The following is a 16332-nucleotide window of genomic DNA, read 5'->3' on the forward strand; positions in this document are numbered from 1 at the left end:
TGCATTTCGCCGAACGTCCTCTTCCGTCAATGGCTTGCGCGTGATGTTCTTGCCGGTCGGATCGCCAATCCGGCCCGTGAAGTCACCGATCAGAAAAATGACGTGGTGGCCCAGCTCCTGAAACTGCCGCATCTTATTGAGGAGAACCGTATGCCCCAGATGAAGATCCGGCGCAGTGGGGTCGAAGCCGACCTTGACCCGAAGGGGTTTACCGGTCGCCAGACGTTCACGTAACCCATCTTCGGGAAGTATCTCGTCGACTCCGCGTATCAGCAGATCCCAGCCCGTCGGATCGGCACTCATGAACCACTCCTTATATAGTCGATACAAATTCTGGGCGCCCGGCCGTGAAATCCTGGGCTCGGAAGACCATGGTCGGCAGTCCCGACTCGCGGGCCCAACAGGGCGACAGCTTGCCATAGCCGTCGGCGCGGGTTAACTTTTCGCGATCTGTAGCAGCCATTCCCAAGTTCGGGGGGTTTGACGGATGGAATGGAAAGCATGATGAATCGAAGCAATCGCGTGATACTGGATTATAAGGCTCCTCGTTCTCCCCGACGCGCGAAAAGCAGTCCCCTACATTGGTTTGTCTTCGGTGCCGCGCTACCCGTATTGTCTCTGAGTTTCGCCCTTCACATGGGCGATGCGGCGGCCATGCGGCAAATGATCGAACCGGGCGTGTTCGAATCACCGGCGTCCCTGACCCCAGAAGAGACCACCGGCATCCTGCGTCTGACCGAACAAACCCTGGCGGGCATTCTCGGCAACGACTGGCGAAACGACTCCGTTCAGCTTTTGGGCGAGGATCGCGCATTCCCGTTCGCGGCTGCTGATGATCCTTTCACGGATCCGAACTGGATTTCCCTGACCGTCAATCGCGGCGACTCCCTGTCGCGCATCTTCGAACGCTTCGAGCTGCCGCGGGAGGATCTCCAGGCAATTACCCAGATCGGCAATTACAAGCGCTACCTCCGCAACATCCAGCCCGGCGACGAGTTTCGGATCAAGATGGGTGACGGAGGACGGATCGCAGAGCTCGTCCGTGACATCGACCCCCTCAAAACGCTCCATGTCACGCGAGAAGGCGAGCAGTTCCAGTCCGAGCTCATCACTCACCCGGTGGAGAATCGACAAGTCACTGCCCACGGTGTGATCAAAAGTTCCTTGCTTCAGGCCGGGAAAGATGCCGGCCTGACCCAACAGGCGATCCTGCAACTTGCTGAAATTTTTGCGTATGAAATCGATTTTGCCTTGGATCTGCGCGCGGGCGACCACCTGACCGTGGTGTATGAAGGGGGATTCCGCGACGGAGAACAAGTCCTCTCCGGACCGATCCTCGCCGCCGAATTCCGCAATCAAGGGAAAGTCTATCGGGCGATCCGTCACTCAGCCGGGGATGGAAGCGCGCGCTATTACTCCCCGGACGGAACCAGCCTACGCAAGGCTTTTCTCCGCACCCCCGTCGATTTCACCCGCATCAGCTCGGGATTCAGCCTCGGGCGGCGACATCCGATTCTCAACACCATCCGTGCGCACAAAGGGGTGGATTATGCAGCCCCCAGCGGCACGGCGATCAAAGCCGCGGGGGATGGAAAGATCATCTTCAAGGGGCGCAAGGGCGGTTATGGCAACGTCATCGAAATCGCGCATGGGCGGCACCACACAACACTGTATGCCCATATGAACGGCTTTGCGAAAGGCATTTCCGTTGGGTCGAGCGTGAAGGCCGGGCAACTCATCGGCTATGTCGGTTCAACCGGACTGGCCACGGGGCCACACTTGCACTATGAACTGCGGGTGGATGGGGTGCACCGTGATCCCCTCAAAGTGAACACTGCGCTTGCAGACAACCTCACAGGACGCGAACTGAAGGCCTTCAAGGCGCAGGCCGCATCGCTTCTGGCAATGCTGGAATCTGCGTCAGTCACACGCTTGGCACAAGGCGGCACGACGTCGACCAATAATTGATTTTCTGACATGGCGCGCTACATCGGCCTGATGTCCGGAACCAGCGCCGATGCCCTTGATGCGGCGCTGATCCATATGGTGGACGGCAAACCGATATTGGAAGCGGCCCTGTCTCACCCGCTGCCGAGCCGGCTGAGCCGACAGATCCGTGCCATTGCCCGCCATCCAACGGGCGGGAGTCTTGATGCGGCGCTTACCGTCGACCTGCAACTCGGCGCTTGCTTTGCGCGCACGGCGTTGTGCTTGATCCGCGAATGCGGATATGCGCCCTCACAGATCCGTGCCATTGGCCTGCATGGTCAGACCTTGCGCCATCGCACTCGACATCGCCATCCCTATTCGCTGCAGATGGGCAATGCCCAGCGAGTGGCGCTCGAGACGGGTATTGTCACCGTGGCGGACTGGCGCATGCGTGATGTGCTGCTAGGCGGCGAAGGCGCGCCTCTCGCGCCCTTATTCCACGCCAACCAATTCGGCGTCGATCACGAACCCAGGGCGCTACTGAACTTGGGTGGAATTGCCAATCTCACGCTCATCGCTCGAGATGGCGCGGTGACCGCCGGCTTTGACTGCGGTCCCGCAAACTGCCTGATGGATGCGTGGACGCTGCGGCATCACGGGACCCCCTATGATCGGAACGGCGACTGGGCACGGACCGGGCAGGTCATTCCGCACATGCTGGCCCAGCTGTTGGACGATCCATTCTTTGCGATCCAGCCACCCAAGAGCACGGGCCTGGACTATTTCAACCCGGCGTGGCTGGACCAGAGGCTGGCCAGGCAGGATATCCGGCCAACACCGACCGATGTCCAGCGCACCTTGTGCGAACTCACGGTGGAAGCCGCCTGTCGGGCGATCGAACAGCAAGGGGAACAGAAGCCACAACGCCTGCTGGTCTGTGGCGGCGGGGCACGGAACCCGTTCTTGCTGGAGCGCCTGGCTGATCGCCTGGCCCCCATTCCCGTGCAGTCGACCGCAGAATATGGATGGGATCCCCAGTGGATCGAGGCGGCGGCCTTCGCCTGGCTTGCTCACCGCACCCTGGAGGGAAAGGCGGGTAACGCGCCATGCGTTACCGGCGCGAAACGCCCAGCGGTACTCGGCGGCATTTTCCCGCCGGGTTAGGGCTCAGGCGAACACCGATCCGAACATGGACGATGCGGGAATTCAGACGGAAAAGGACGAACCACAGCCACATGTGGTGGTGGCATTCGGATTGCGAATCACGAATCGCTCGCCTTCCAACCCTTCAGCATAGTCAATTTCGGCCCCCTGCAAATAGTGGATGCTGGTGGCATCGACCAAGAGCACAACCCCGGAATTGGTCACACGGGTATCGCCTTCGATTTCATGGTCATCGAAGGTAAAACCGTACTGGAATCCCGAGCAGCCCCCACCTGATACGAACACGCGCAGTTTGAGCGCTGGATTGTTTTCTTCTTCCAACAACTGGCGAACCTTGCTTGCCGCCGCGTCGGTAAACAGCAGCGGCACTGGCTGATCGTGCGTCATTCCGGCCTCTCCGAGATTACTCATGTCACTCTACCTGGGCGATTCCTACACATTAAAGCGGAAATGGATGACATCGCCTTCCTGGAGGATGTAATCCTTGCCTTCCAGGCGCCACTTGCCCGCTTCCTTGGCCCCCGCCTCACCCTTGCATGCGATGAACGCCTCATAGGCGATCACCTCAGCGCGGATGAAGCCCCGCTCAAAATCGGTATGAATCACTCCGGCACCCTGCGGGGCAGTTGCCCCCACAGACACGGTCCAAGCCCGTACCTCTTTGACCCCTGCGGTGAAAAAAGTTTGCAATCGGAGCAACTGATAGGCCGCACGGATCACCCGATCCAGACCCGGCTCCGCCATCCCCAGATCGGCCAAAAAGACATCGCGATCCGCCTCATCGAGCTGGGCGATCTCAGCTTCGATCGCGGCACAGATCGGCACCACCTGCGCACCCTCAACGGCTGCCCGGCGCTGCAGCGCTGCCAGATGCTCGCCACCCCCGGACTCATCGACGTTGGCCACGTACATCAACGGCTTGGCCGTAATCAGGTGCAGCTCGCGCACCAGCAGCGCGCGGGCATGCTCATCGACAACCCGGGTTCGCGCCGGCTCACCGCGATCAAGAATCTGCGCCACCTCCTGCAATAGCGCCACATCGGCTTTCGCCGCCGCATCACCGCTCTTGGCTTTTCGTTCCAGGCGCGCGATCGCCTTGTCGACCGTGGCAAGATCGGCCAAGGCAAGCTCGGTCTCGATGACCTCGACATCAGCCAGCGGATCGACACGACCGGCCACATGGATGACATTGTTGTCATCAAAGCACCGGACCACGTGCGCAATGGCGTCGGTTTCGCGGATATGGGCCAGGAACTGATTCCCCAGTCCTTCGCCTTGGGCTGCGCCGGCCACCAAACCGGCGATGTCGACGAACTCGACATGCGTCGGCACGATACGCTCGGGACGTACGATGGCCGACAAGGCAGCCAGTCGCGGATCCGGGACCGGCACCACCCCGACATTCGGGTCGATTGTACAAAAAGGGTAATTTTCCGCCGCGATCGCTGCGCGGGTCAGCGCATTGAACAGCGTCGACTTGCCGACATTCGGCAGCCCCACGATACCGCACTGGATTCCCATAAACTCCTGCCTGCCTTATCTGCCGTCGGCCGAAGGCTCAGGCGTGTTCAGCGTCTGCATCGCCGAACTCAGCCGCCCCGCCAAGATATCCGGAAAAACCGCCTGCGCCCGCGATATGGCATCGTCGATCTGCGTCCGTTCTTCACGCGAAGGCCGGTGCAGCACATAGCCGACAACCTGGTCGCGGTGCCCAGGATGCCCGATCCCAATCCGCAAACGGAGAAAATCCCCACCCAGCTGCCCGATGATATCGCGCAACCCGTTGTGCCCCCCGTGACCGCCGCCTTGTTTCAGACGCACGGTTCCCGGCGGCAGATCAAGATCGTCATGCACAACGAGGATTGCTTCGGGCGCGATACGGTAGTAGGACGCCAAGGCCCCAACCGCCCGGCCGGAGTGATTCATGTAAGTCTGGGGCTTGAATAACCAGACCGAGGACGCGCCCATCGCCAAGCGGCAGGTTTCCCCATGCAGACGCGGATCCGTCCGGAAACCAAGCCCGGCATGGCGAGCCAAAGCGTCCACACACCAAAACCCGGCATTGTGCCGGGTTTCGGCGTACTCATCGCCCGGGTTGCCCAGTCCGATCACGGCCTGCAGGGGTGGCATGGAGTTCATTCCGGAACCCCGCCCCATGCTGAATCAGCCTTCTTCAGGTGCTTCAGACGCTTCGGCCGGCTCGACCTTCGGCGGCACGATGGTAACCACCGCCAAATCGCCGGACTCGCCATGGCTCAGCGATGCCAGGCGAACACCCGTCGGCAACTTGAGGTCGGACAGATGCAGGCCTTCGCCGATATCGAGCCCGCTCACGTCCACCTCGATGAACTCGGGCAGATCCTTCGGCAGACAGATCACTTCCACTTCGTTCAGCAAGTGCGAGACGATTCCGCCACGCTTGGCGCCGATTGAGCGCTCGTCGCCGACGAAGTGCAGCGGCACATGGACGTGCAGTTCCTGACCGGCCACCACACGCTGAAAATCGACGTGCAAGATGATTCCGGCGCGATAGACATGGCGCTGCAGCGCCTTGAGAATCACACTTTCCGTCTTGCCGTCGAGTTCAAGCTCGAGCACATGCGAATAGAACGCTTCGTGCTGCAGATGCTTGACCATCTCATTGTTGCTGAGCGTGATCGCCATGGGTGGCTTATCCCCACCATAGACGATGCCCGGCACATCACCCTGACGACGCAGGCGGCGGCTCGCACCTTTCCCCGCATCGGCGCGGCTTGCAGCCGTAACCTTGAACGTTTCGACACTCATTACAGATACTCCAAACAGCCATTCCGGCCGACATGTCCGCCACGCGACCACGGCGGACGACAAAGACGGCACAGGGCCGCCATTCAATGCTCAATCGATATAAAGCGAACTGACCGATTCATCGCTGGCGATTCGCCGAATGGTCTCGGCGAGCACCTGCGCCACGCTTACTTGCCGAATCTTGGGGCAATTCGCGGCAGGACCGGCAAGCGGAATAGTGTCGGTTACGACAAGTTCGTCCAAGACGGATGATTCGATCCGCTCGATGGCCGGACCTGACAAGACGGCATGGGTGGCATACGCCGCGACTTGGGCTGCGCCATGCTGCTTCAGCGCTGCAGCGGCCTGACACAGGGTACCGGCCGTATCGACGATGTCATCGACGAGAATACAGAACTTATCCTGCACATTCCCAATGATATGCATGACTTGGGATTCGTTGGCGCGCGCGCGGCGCTTGTCGATGATGGCCAGATCGGTATCATCGAGCCGCTTGGCGATCGCTCGTGCCCGCACCACACCCCCCACATCTGGCGAGACGACGATCAGGCTGCGATCCTTGCGGCGCTGCCAGATGTCGCCCAGCAGAATGGGCGAGGCATACACGTTATCGACGGGAATATCGAAGAAGCCCTGGATCTGGTCGGCATGCAGATCGACCGTCAGCAGGTGGTGAACCCCTGCCGTCACCATCATGTTGGCAACCAGTTTGGCGGTAATCGGCACCCGGGCCGAACGCACCCGCCGATCCTGTCGCGCATAGCCGAAATAAGGAACCACCGCGATCACCTTGCGGGCCGACGCGCGCCGGAGCGCATCGGTCATGATGAGCATTTCCATCAGGTGATCGTTGGTCGGAACGCTGGTGGTCTGGATCAGGAAGATATCGCGGCCGCGAACATTGTCCTGAATCTCGACCGTGATTTCGCCATCGCTAAAGCGGCCGACAGAGGCCTTGCCGAGCGGAACCATGAGATGGTTGGCGATGGCTTGGGCCAGCACGCGGTTTGCGGTGCCCGAAAAAACCATGAACCTGGCGCCATCCAAGCCAGGAGACTGCCCTTCAAACGTCATCGCCATTCCCGTGTGGGCCGTGCACCCGCCCGTGGTTGGAACGGATGTCATGACAATTGGCTGGGGCGCCAGGATTCGAACCTAGGAATGCGGGGATCAAAACCCCGTGCCTTACCGCTTGGCTACGCCCCAATATTCCCCTCAAACCCGGCGCCGGATCCGGCAGGACCGCACGCCGACAAAACTCGATGCAGGGCGGAGTGATTGCATCCCGACGCGACAACGCCGGAGCAACCCGGCGGCAGCTGCCGCAGTAGCGCGTGGGCGTGCGCGGGATGTTCAAAGATCGCAAACGCCGCACCACCCGTTCCGGTGAGTCGGGCCGGCGCATGACGCTCCAGCCAATCCATCATCCGGGCCACCTCGGGATAGAGGCGACGAACCACCGGCTCGCAGTCGTTGCGCCCTCCCCCTGCAAGGAAGTCGGACATTGTGATTGGCGGTGAGTTTCTTGTCAATTCAGCATCTTCAAAAACGTGAGCGGTGGACACCGACACCTCTGGCCAGGCGATCAGATAGTATGGCTCGGGCACGCTCACGGGCATCAGCCGCTCGCCGACGCCCTCCGCCCACGCGGCCTGGCCGCGCACGAAAACCGGCACATCCGCCCCGAGAGCCAGACCCAGATCCGCCAGTTCATCAAGCGTCAGGCCAGCCCCCCACAGGCGATTGAGGACCACCAATACCGTCGCGGCATCGGAACTGCCGCCCCCCAAGCCGCTCCCCATCGGGATGCGCTTGCGAACGCTCAACCGAGCACCTGCGGTGACACCCGCTTCGGCCTTCAGGGATCGCGCTGCCCGCTCCACCAGATCCTGCCCCGACGGGACCCCGGGGGCGCCTTCCAGCAACCGAATGTCGCCGGCCAACGTGGGCTCGATCAAAACCTCGTCGCCAAACTCGACGAACTGGAACAGGGTCTGGAGCTCATGATAGCCGTCGGCACGACGCCCTAGCACATGGAGAAAGAGATTCAGCTTCGCGGGGGCGGGCCAGCACGTCCAGCTCATGAGCGTCCCACGGGGCACAGTTGCGTCGGATCCAGGTCCCAATGCTCGATCAACACGCGCAAGAAAATGTCTTCGCGCTCCAGGATCAGCCGGGCCGGCAAGAACACCGGGCTGAGCGAGGGCGTCCACTCCTCGTAGCGCACGGTCCAGCCCGCCTGACGTAAAACGGGTTCACCGGTTTCGGCACCGACGAATCCCCACGTCGCGGGTCCCACATGCGGATCGGACAGCCCGAGCACCCAGTAGCGGAGCGATTGGAGAGGCAACTCGTACCCCAAGATCTGCGCCAACACAAGCTCGGGAGCAGCAGCGTAGACGCGACGCTCTCCCTTGGATTCGACCACCACCTCGGCTGCGTCACCTTCGATCCGCATTGCGCCGGCACCCAGCGGCCCTTCGAGCGCCAGACGGTAGCGATCACCCTGTTGCTGCCAGTTCAATCGGAAACTGCCCGAGGATCCGGGGATGCGGAACGCTGCCCGTCCTCGCAGCGACCAACGGTCAACGCATCGCAAGGCCTGTGCAGCCTCGCCGGGCAACGCCGCGCCAACAGGCCGTTGCGGACGCATCGGGGCACATGCGGCCAGAAGCAGCATGAGCACGACCCAGCCCCATCGTGCAGCCCGGGCGGCTCGATTCATTCCTCACCATAGCGGCGCAAGGTCTTGCGCAACACGGGATGATCGGGGAAGGCAAGCCGCGCCTTGTGCCAGATATCCCGCGCCTCGCCGCGGCGCCCTTGACGCCACCGCAACTCCCCTAGATGCGCCGCGACTTCCGGATCGCTGAGGCGCTCGTAAGCCTCGACCAGATAGCGCTCCGCCGCATCCAGATCCCCCTGCCGGAAATACACCCAGCCCAGACTGTCCAATATGGCAGGATTACTCGGGTCATCGGACAACGCGCGCCGGATCAGCTCTTCCGCTTCATGCAACCGCTCGGTGTGAACGGCGAGGAAGTAGCCCAATGCATTGAGCACGATGCCGTCGTCGGGATCCGACTTCAGCAACATCCGCAAATCGGACTCGGCCATCTCGAGATTTCCAGCCTGCTCGGCGGCCAGTGAGCGCCAATAGCGGAAATCGCGGTTATCGGGGAATCGCGACAAGGCCTCGCTGAACACGCTGACCGATTGATCGGAATACCCGGCCCGGAACAACCATTCACCTTCGCCTTGATATAGCGCGGGCGCCAACACTGCGTTGCGTGCGCGCAGCTGCGCCAGATGCGCCCGACCCGCTTCCACTCGACCCAGGTCTCCCAGGGTCTCGGCAATCAACAACTGCGACTGAATGACGTGATCGCCACCGCTGACCTGGGAAAACCACTGCAGGGCATTTTGAAGCCGCCCGCGCCGCCGTTCCAGAATCCCGAGGTAATAGTAGGCATCCATCTGCCGATCACCCGTCGCAGCCAGGCGAGTCAGGTAATCGAATACCGCGTCAGTCTGACCTTCCTCCATCTTCAGCAACCCCAAGGCATACAGCGCCTCAGGTTGATCCGGGTTGACCTTCAACAAGGCCTCGAACGCCCGTACGGCTTCCTCGGTTCGCCCCAACTGAAGCAGGATGCGCGCCTGATCGAGACGCAAACCCTGGTCTTCGCCATGCTTGCGCACCACGGCGTGCAACTGTGCCAGCCCCATTTCCACATGGCCGGTTTCGATCGCGATCTGAGCCGCCAGCGCCTTCGCCCGATACCAATCAGGCGCCTGCGCGCGAGCCCGCGCAACAGCCGCCTGCGCCTCGGTCAGATTTCGGGCCAACAACGCCAGACGCGCATGGGCGTAATGAAACTCGGCCCATCCGGAATACCGTTCGGCGAGGGGGCGCAGGAGCGCCAGACGATCGGGTCGATCACGAATCTCTCCAGCCAGAACGGCCGGAAGATCCATCAAGGCATCAGCCTCCCCGTCGGGATGCACCGCAATCAGTTCCGCCAGCGCGGCGCCGGCGGCGGGCAGGTCATTCGCATTCAGGGCGGTTGCAAACTGAATCTGGAGTGGCTGCAGGGCAGCCGGGTCCAGCTCACGCCACCGTTCGGCCAGCTGCGCGGCCAGCGCGAGCTCGCCCGAAGCCAGTGCCGCTTGTGCGGCACGCTCGATCAAGGCGATATCATCGGAAAGGGTAGCGGCGCGCGCGTAGGCCTGAGCGGCCTGGGCCGGATCGTTGCGACGCAAGGCCTGCTCGCCGACCAACGCCCAGTAAGTCGGACTCTGTTCCGCCAGCTCAGGCGTGCGGGGATGGGGACTGATCGTCGGCGCGGCGGACGGCGGCACCTTCATGCCACATGCGGAAAGCACCGGCAGCAAGGCGAATCCCAAATACCGGGGCCAGCAGGAGAGTTTCACTGGAAAAGCCGCCTCATACCCATGTGAATCAATAAAAGCGCTCCAATATAACGTGGCGGCGCAACCCTTGGCCACCACGCTTGTTCTTGTCATGTTTGGGTTGTTTGACGCAGAATCGCAGCTCTCGTTCGCCTCGCTCCCCGGCAATGCCTCTTTTCAGCGCTGGACTCAATCACACCACCGCCGCCGTGCCGGTGCGTGAACGCATCGCCTACGCAGCCGACGACCTGCCGCGGGCACTGGCCGACCTGCGCCGTGAGACCCAGATCGAAGAAGCGGTCCTGCTCTCGACCTGCAATCGCACGGAGCTTTATTTCCGCGCGGACAGCCTTGATCCCGCCATCGACTGGCTCAGCCGGGATCGGCACATGCCCCGCGCCGAGCTTGAGCGCTGCCTTTATCAAAAGACGGACAGCGATGCGGTGCAGCACCTGCTGCGCGTTGCGGCCGGACTGGATTCCATGGTGGTTGGCGAAGCGCAGATTCTGGGCCAACTCAAGCAGGCCTACAGCACGGCGCTCGCCCATGGCCATGTCGGTCATGGCCTGCACCGCTTGTTCGCCTGCGGCTTTGCCACCGCCAAGCGCGTGCGCACGGACACCCGCATCGGTGCGCACCCGGTTTCGGTGGCCTCCATCGCCGCGGATGTGGCCCGCCGGATTTTCAGCGATTTCGACGAACACACGGCGCTCCTGGTCGGCGCCGGACAGATGATTTCGCTGTGTGCCCGCCATCTGCACACCCAGGGGATCGGCCGCATCATCATCGCCAACCGCAGCCCGGCCCGGGCGCTGACACTGGCCCAGAGCATCAAGGGTTTCGGCATCGGCCTCGCCGACCTCGATGCCCATCTGTCGGAGGCGGACATCCTGATCGCCTGCACGGCCAGTCCCGCACCGCTGGTGCGGCTGCCGGCGGTCCGCCTGGCCCTGCGCCGGCGCAAACACCGGCCGATGCTGATGATCGACCTGGGCCTGCCCCGCGATATCGATCCCGCCATCGACGGGCTGGATGATGTCTTCCTGTACACCCTCGACGATCTGTCGGCCGAAAGCCAGAACAACCGCAAGGCGCGCTCCGAACAGGCACTTCTGGCCGAAACCATCGTTGCGGAAGAAACCGAACGCTTCACCCGCTGGCTGCGGACCCATGAACACCGCCGCTGGTTGCAGCAGTTGCGTGAACGCAGCGACCAGATTCGCCGAGTCGCACTGGATCAGGCGCGGGAACGAATGGCGCGCGGCGATGATCCCGCCGAGGTGCTGGACGATTTTTCGCGCGCACTTACCAACCGCCTGCTGCATACCCCGACCCAGCGCCTGCGCGAAGCGATCGACGAGGCACGCCAACCCATGATCGACGACGCCCGGCGCTTGTTCGATCTCGATGACGAATCACACCAATGAACATCACGCCCGGACTGGCCCATGAACTCGAGCGATTGCGCGACCGTCATCGCGAAGTCTCCGCGCTGCTCAGCGACCCCTCCGTACTCGGCGACGCCACACGCATGCGCGCCCTGGGTCGCGAGTACGCGCATCTCGAAGACTTGGTCGCGACCTTCCATGCCTGCGAGGCGGCCGAAGCGCGGCTGGCCGAAGCCGAAGTACTGCGCCAGGATAGCGATCCCGAACTGCGGGCACTGGCCGGCGAGGAAGCCGAGACGGCGCAGCAGGAACTCGCCCACCTCAAACACGCACTGCAGCGTCTGCTGCTGCCACCCGATCCCTTCGACGCCAGCAATGTATTCCTCGAAATCCGTGCCGGCACCGGCGGCGATGAGGCAGCGCTGTTTGCCGGCGACCTGTTCCGCATGTACAGCCGCTACGCCGAGCGCCGCGGCTGGCAGGTGGAGATCATCAGCCAGAACGAGGGCGAACACGGCGGTTTCAAGGAAGTTATCGCCCGGCTCATCGGCGAGGGCGTCTATTCGCGCCTCAAGTTCGAATCCGGCGCCCACCGTGTTCAGCGCATCCCCGCCACCGAATCGCAAGGCCGCATCCACACGTCAGCCTGCACCGTGGCTGTCCTGCCCGAAGCTGAGGAGGTCACCGGCCTCGAGGTGAATCCGGCCGATCTGCGCGTTGACACCTACCGCGCCTCGGGCGCCGGCGGCCAGCATGTGAACAAGACCGACTCGGCCGTGCGCATTACCCATCTGCCGAGCGGCATCGTGGTGGAGTGTCAGGACGAACGATCCCAACACAAGAACCGCGCCAAAGCACTTTCACTGCTCAAGGCGCGCCTGCTCGCCCAGGCCCGCGAAAGCCAGCAACAGCAGACCGCCGACCAGCGTCGCGCGCTGGTGGGCAGCGGCGATCGTTCCGAACGCATCCGGACCTACAATTTTCCCCAAGGCCGGCTCACCGATCATCGCATCAACCTCACGCTCTATCGGCTCGAGGCGATCGTGGACGGCGATCTCGATGAGGTGCTCGATGCCCTGCAAGACGCCCATCAGGCCGAGCAACTTGCTGCGCTCGGCGCCTGACCCGCTGCAAGCGCGCGAGGCGCTCCGCCTGCTGCGCGAAACGCTCGCCGGGCAGGCGGGCAGCGCGCAGGCCGCTGCGCAGGAAGCCGAATGGCTGCTCGCTCATGCGCTGGGCTGGCCGCGCAGCCGCCTCTGGTCGCACGGCGAAACCGTGCTCACGCCACAGGAGCGCTCGCGCCTGGCCCAGCTCGCCGAGCGGCGATTGGCGGGCGAACCGGTGGCCTATGTACTGGGCGAAACCGGCTTTCATGACCTGACCCTGACGGTCACCCCCGATACCTTGATCCCGCGCCCGGAAACCGAGCAGCTGGTCGAGATCGCGCTGCAACTGGCGATTCCAACGCCGTGGGTAGCCGATCTCGGCGCCGGCAGCGGCGCCATCGCGCTGGCCCTGGCCGCCGCGCGGCCGGACTGGCAGGTGCACGCAGTGGACCGCAGCGCCGCCGCCCTCGCCGTCGCCGAGACCAACGCGCGCCGACTGGGGCTGATCGAACGGGTGTGTTTCATCGAAGGCGATTGGTGCGCTCCCTTGGTCCCGGGCAGGTTCGGGTTGATCGTCGCCAATCCGCCCTACCTGGCAGACACCGATCCGCATCTGGCCATGTTGCACCACGAACCGCGCGGCGCATTGGTGGCCGGTCCCACCGGGCTCGAAGATCTGGCGCGCATCATCGACACCGCCCGCGAAATCCTGATGCCGGCCGGTTGGCTGGTTCTCGAGCATGGCTGGGACCAAGGGCCCAACGTGCGACAATTGCTGGAAACCATGGGCTATCAAGCGGTCTCGGGCCACAAGGATTTCGCCGGCCATGACCGCATCGCCATCGGCCAGCGCCGAGCCGACCCCAAGGAGGCTGCATGACCCTGCACCGCGACGCCCTGATCCGCTATAGCCGGCAGCTGCGCCTGCCCGAACTGGGCCTGGCCGGACAGGAACGGCTGGCCGCAAGCCGAGTGCTCGTCGTCGGCGCGGGCGGGCTGGGTTCCGGGTGCGCGCCCTATCTCGCCGCCAGCGGCGTAGGCGAGCTGATTATCGCCGATGCCGACACCGTCGAGCTGAGCAACCTGCACCGCCAGTTGCTGCACACCACTGCGGATGTCGGCCAGCTCAAGGTGCACTCCGCGCGCGCTCGGCTGGAGCAGGTCAATCCTGAGGTGCGCATCACGCCGCTGGCCACGCGTCTGGATGCCGACACGCTGACCGACGCACTCGCTGGCTGCGACGCCGTGGTCGACGGCTCGGACAACTTCGCCACCCGGTTCGCGGTCAACGCCGCCAGCCGCGCCCTCGGCATCCCGCTCGTCAGCGCTGCGGCGATCCGCTTCGAAGGCCAGCTCGCGGTGTTCGATCCGCGCGATCCGGCCAGCCCCTGCTATCGCTGCCTCTACCGCGACAGCGCCGAACAGGCCGAAACCTGCGCGCAAAACGGGGTGCTCCCCCCCATCGTCGGCGCCCTCGGGAGCCTGCAGGCCTTGGAAACGCTGAAGGTGCTCACTGGCATCGGCCGGCCGCTCGTGGGCCGCCTGCTCATCTTCGACGGCCTCGCGCATGAATGGCGCACCCTGCGCCTGAAGCGTGATCCTGGCTGTCCTGTCTGCGCGTGAACCCGGCGACCGAGGCGACGATCCAATTCAGCCGCGCTCTGTGTCACCGGCTGCGCGCCGCGGCGGCCGCCGAGCCCACGCGCGAGGTATGCGGCCTGATCGGCGCCCGTGACGGCGTGGCAGTGGCACACTACCCAATCACCAACGTCGCGCCCGATGCGAGCCGGCGCTATCACATGGACCCCGCCGCCCAGATCGGTGCGTTTCGCGCCATGCGCCTGCGCGGCGAAACGCTGGCGGCGATCTATCACTCCCACCCGAACGGACCGCCGCGTCCCTCGCCGCGAGATCTGCGCGAATGGGCGTATCCCGCGGCGCTGTGCCTGATCATCGGACTGGCGGACGGGCGGGCGCGCTTACAGGCCTGGCGCTGGACACCCGCCGGCTTCATCGCCCACCGGCTCGCCGTTCTGCGGCGCGCTTAATCGCCGAGGCACATCCCCAGCGAACGCGCCGTGCGCAGCGTGCCCGAGTCGAGCGGCACACGCCGCAGCCGCGCGACCGCCTCCGGGATCGGCACCGGCACCATGTCGGGCGGGTCGTAGCCGACCATGTGGCCGAATAGCCTCCGCTCCACCAGATTCACCGCAGCCGCGCCGAAGCGCAGGGCCAAAACCCGATCGAACGCGCTCGGCGTGCCTCCACGCTGGATGTGGCCCAGCACGGTCGTGCGCGTCTCCTTTCCGGTCAACGCCCGAATCGCCTCGGCGACCTCTTCGCCGATGCCGCCGAGCTGGACATCCCGTCCCGCCTCGCGGGCCCGGATCACGCGGCCGCCGCCGTGCGGCGTCGCCCCTTCGGCCACCACCACGATCGAAAAACCGCGCCCGGCCGCTTCGCGCTGACGGATCTTCACGCACACCGAGTCGATGTCGAAGGGAATCTCGGGAATCAGGATCACATCCGCTCCGCCGGCGATCCCCGCATGCAAGGCGATCCAGCCGGCGTCGCGCCCCATGACCTCCACCACCATGACCCGCCGGTGTGACTCGGCGGTGGTGTGTAGCCGCCCGATGGCTTCGGTGGCGACCGACACGGCCGTATCGAAACCGAACGTGAACAGCGTCCCGTCGAGATCGTTGTCGATGGTCTTGGGCACGCCCACCACCGGCAATCCCAGGTCACAGAAGCGCTTGGCGATGCGCAGCGAACCGTCGCCCCCGACCGCGACCAGGGCATCGCCGCCCACCGCCCGAAAACGCGCCAGCACCTCGGCCGACACGTCGGTCAGCACCACCTCATCGCCCTGCTGGACCGGATATTCGAAGGGATTACCCTTGTTGATAGCGCCCAGAATGGTGCCGCCCAGATGGGCAATGCCGCGCACCCGATCGCGATCCAGCGGCACCAGCCCGTCCGGGTCGCCGGTGCGCAGACCTTCGTAGCCGTAGCGAATGCCTGTCACTTGCCAGCCCCGATTGAGCGCGCCCAGGGTGACGGCGCGGATGACCGCATTCAAGCCCGGTGCGTCGCCCCCGCCGGTGTTGATCAACAGATGCATCCCGTTCCTCCCGTTTCTAGCGGCACTTGAATGAGATTTGACGATGGGATGCTACGCGCCTCGGGCGACCGTTTCATGATCCGGACGAGCGACTCTCCAGGCGCCGCAGGAAGACCTCCATCTCGCGGGCGGTCTGAATCTGCCCGCCGGCGCGGGCGCGCTCGATGCCCGCCCGATAGGCCGCCGCCGCCCCCGGCGTATCGCCGAGCGCTTCCAGCGCCTTGCCCAGCACCTTGCTCGCCGCCGCCTGCCCGGGATCATGACCCAGGCACGCCACGGCGTGATCCCGCGCCGCCGCCCAGTCCGATCCGCGCAGATGAAGCTGCGCCAGCGACAGCCGGAGCATGGCATCGTCCTGCCCGCCGGCCAGTCGCGCCTCCAGCGTTTCCCGCAATCCCATGACGCTCACTCCCGTTAGTCG

At 64.0% G+C, this 16332-nt stretch carries 18 protein-coding genes and 1 tRNA gene (1 of these 19 running past the window's edge); 7 read left to right on the forward strand and 12 right to left on the reverse strand.

Features of this window, described 5'->3' with window-relative positions:
- Positions 1–303: the 5' end (the start) of a tyrosine--tRNA ligase gene (gene tyrS / locus E4680_RS12045; RefSeq protein ID WP_135282665.1), read on the reverse strand. The gene continues 909 nt to the left of window position 1, outside the view; 303 of the gene's 1212 nt are visible here — the first part of the coding sequence; the start codon lies at positions 301–303; its stop codon lies off the left edge, out of view.
- Positions 304–654: 351 nt separating this feature from the next.
- Here tyrS and E4680_RS12050 point away from each other — a divergent pair, with 351 nt between their 5' ends.
- Both E4680_RS12050 and E4680_RS12055 read left to right on the forward strand, forming a co-directional pair.
- The gene (locus tag E4680_RS12050; RefSeq protein WP_167792497.1) at positions 655–1968 is read left to right on the forward strand and encodes a peptidoglycan DD-metalloendopeptidase family protein; all 1314 of its coding nucleotides are present in this window, start codon (positions 655–657) and stop codon (positions 1966–1968) included.
- A gap of 9 nt (positions 1969–1977) precedes the next feature.
- Positions 1978–3093 carry an anhydro-N-acetylmuramic acid kinase gene (locus E4680_RS12055; protein WP_135282667.1) on the forward strand — a complete coding sequence of 372 codons (1116 nt, stop codon included), beginning with the start codon at positions 1978–1980 and terminating at the stop codon, positions 3091–3093.
- 42 nt (positions 3094–3135) lie between these two features.
- On the opposite strand, the gene erpA is transcribed toward E4680_RS12055, so the two are convergent.
- The 9 genes from erpA to E4680_RS12100 all read right to left on the reverse strand — a co-directional run bounded on the left by erpA (position 3136) and on the right by E4680_RS12100 (position 10248).
- Positions 3136–3504 (reverse strand): iron-sulfur cluster insertion protein ErpA, encoded by a 369-nt coding sequence (erpA, locus tag E4680_RS12060; RefSeq protein WP_240696198.1) that lies wholly within the window; start codon positions 3502–3504, stop codon positions 3136–3138.
- Between the two features lie 21 nt (positions 3505–3525).
- The gene (ychF, locus tag E4680_RS12065) at positions 3526–4614 is read right to left on the reverse strand and encodes a redox-regulated ATPase YchF (protein ID WP_135282668.1); all 1089 of its coding nucleotides are present in this window, start codon (positions 4612–4614) and stop codon (positions 3526–3528) included.
- Positions 4615–4629: 15 nt separating this feature from the next.
- A complete protein-coding gene (gene pth / locus E4680_RS12070; protein WP_135282669.1) occupies positions 4630–5232 on the reverse strand; it encodes an aminoacyl-tRNA hydrolase in 603 nt (200 codons plus the stop codon).
- Between the two features lie 24 nt (positions 5233–5256).
- Positions 5257–5880 carry a 50S ribosomal protein L25/general stress protein Ctc gene (locus E4680_RS12075; RefSeq protein ID WP_135282670.1) on the reverse strand — a complete coding sequence of 208 codons (624 nt, stop codon included), beginning with the start codon at positions 5878–5880 and terminating at the stop codon, positions 5257–5259.
- A 90-nt stretch (positions 5881–5970) separates the two neighbouring features.
- Positions 5971–6954: a ribose-phosphate pyrophosphokinase gene (locus tag E4680_RS12080; RefSeq protein ID WP_135282671.1), complete on the reverse strand. Its 984-nt coding sequence runs from the start codon at positions 6952–6954 to the stop codon at positions 5971–5973.
- A 57-nt stretch (positions 6955–7011) separates the two neighbouring features.
- Positions 7012–7086 (reverse strand) — tRNA-Gln (locus tag E4680_RS12085).
- Positions 7077–7964: a 4-(cytidine 5'-diphospho)-2-C-methyl-D-erythritol kinase gene (gene ispE, locus E4680_RS12090; protein WP_135282672.1), complete on the reverse strand. Its 888-nt coding sequence runs from the start codon at positions 7962–7964 to the stop codon at positions 7077–7079. Before ispE ends, E4680_RS12085 begins: the two co-directional genes overlap by 10 nt.
- Positions 7961–8605 (reverse strand): lipoprotein insertase outer membrane protein LolB, encoded by a 645-nt coding sequence (gene lolB, locus E4680_RS12095; RefSeq protein WP_135282673.1) that lies wholly within the window; start codon positions 8603–8605, stop codon positions 7961–7963. Before lolB ends, ispE begins: the two co-directional genes overlap by 4 nt.
- The gene (locus E4680_RS12100; RefSeq protein ID WP_167792498.1) at positions 8602–10248 is read right to left on the reverse strand and encodes a tetratricopeptide repeat protein; all 1647 of its coding nucleotides are present in this window, start codon (positions 10246–10248) and stop codon (positions 8602–8604) included. The genes lolB and E4680_RS12100 overlap by 4 nt, the downstream gene beginning before the upstream one ends.
- 212 nt (positions 10249–10460) lie before the next feature.
- Here E4680_RS12100 and hemA point away from each other — a divergent pair, with 212 nt between their 5' ends.
- The 5 genes from hemA to E4680_RS12125 are packed head-to-tail and all read left to right on the forward strand — an operon-like array spanning position 10461 to position 14835.
- On the forward strand, positions 10461–11720 hold the full coding sequence (hemA, locus tag E4680_RS12105; RefSeq protein WP_135282675.1) for a glutamyl-tRNA reductase: 1260 nt from the start codon (positions 10461–10463) through the stop codon (positions 11718–11720).
- 2 nt (positions 11721–11722) lie between these two features.
- On the forward strand, positions 11723–12805 hold the full coding sequence (gene prfA / locus E4680_RS12110) for a peptide chain release factor 1 (RefSeq protein ID WP_205688925.1): 1083 nt from the start codon (positions 11723–11725) through the stop codon (positions 12803–12805).
- Positions 12753–13667 carry a peptide chain release factor N(5)-glutamine methyltransferase gene (gene prmC / locus E4680_RS12115; protein WP_135282677.1) on the forward strand — a complete coding sequence of 305 codons (915 nt, stop codon included), beginning with the start codon at positions 12753–12755 and terminating at the stop codon, positions 13665–13667. The genes prfA and prmC overlap by 53 nt, the downstream gene beginning before the upstream one ends.
- A complete protein-coding gene (locus E4680_RS12120; RefSeq protein ID WP_135282678.1) occupies positions 13664–14410 on the forward strand; it encodes a HesA/MoeB/ThiF family protein in 747 nt (248 codons plus the stop codon). The genes prmC and E4680_RS12120 overlap by 4 nt, the downstream gene beginning before the upstream one ends.
- The gene (locus tag E4680_RS12125) at positions 14407–14835 is read left to right on the forward strand and encodes a M67 family metallopeptidase (RefSeq protein WP_205688922.1); all 429 of its coding nucleotides are present in this window, start codon (positions 14407–14409) and stop codon (positions 14833–14835) included. Before E4680_RS12120 ends, E4680_RS12125 begins: the two co-directional genes overlap by 4 nt.
- On the opposite strand, the gene E4680_RS12130 is transcribed toward E4680_RS12125, so the two are convergent.
- Positions 14832–15911, reverse strand: a complete 1080-nt coding sequence (locus tag E4680_RS12130) for a 6-phosphofructokinase (RefSeq protein WP_135282679.1) — start codon at positions 15909–15911, stop codon at positions 14832–14834. The genes E4680_RS12125 and E4680_RS12130 overlap by 4 nt on opposite strands.
- A gap of 73 nt (positions 15912–15984) precedes the next feature.
- Positions 15985–16332, reverse strand: a 348-nt coding sequence (locus E4680_RS12135; protein ID WP_205688923.1) for a hypothetical protein, incomplete at its 5' end; no start/stop codon positions are given.

The sequence above is a fragment of the Candidatus Macondimonas diazotrophica genome (assembly GCF_004684205.1).
GTDB lineage: Bacteria > Pseudomonadota > Gammaproteobacteria > UBA5335 > UBA5335 > Macondimonas > Macondimonas diazotrophica.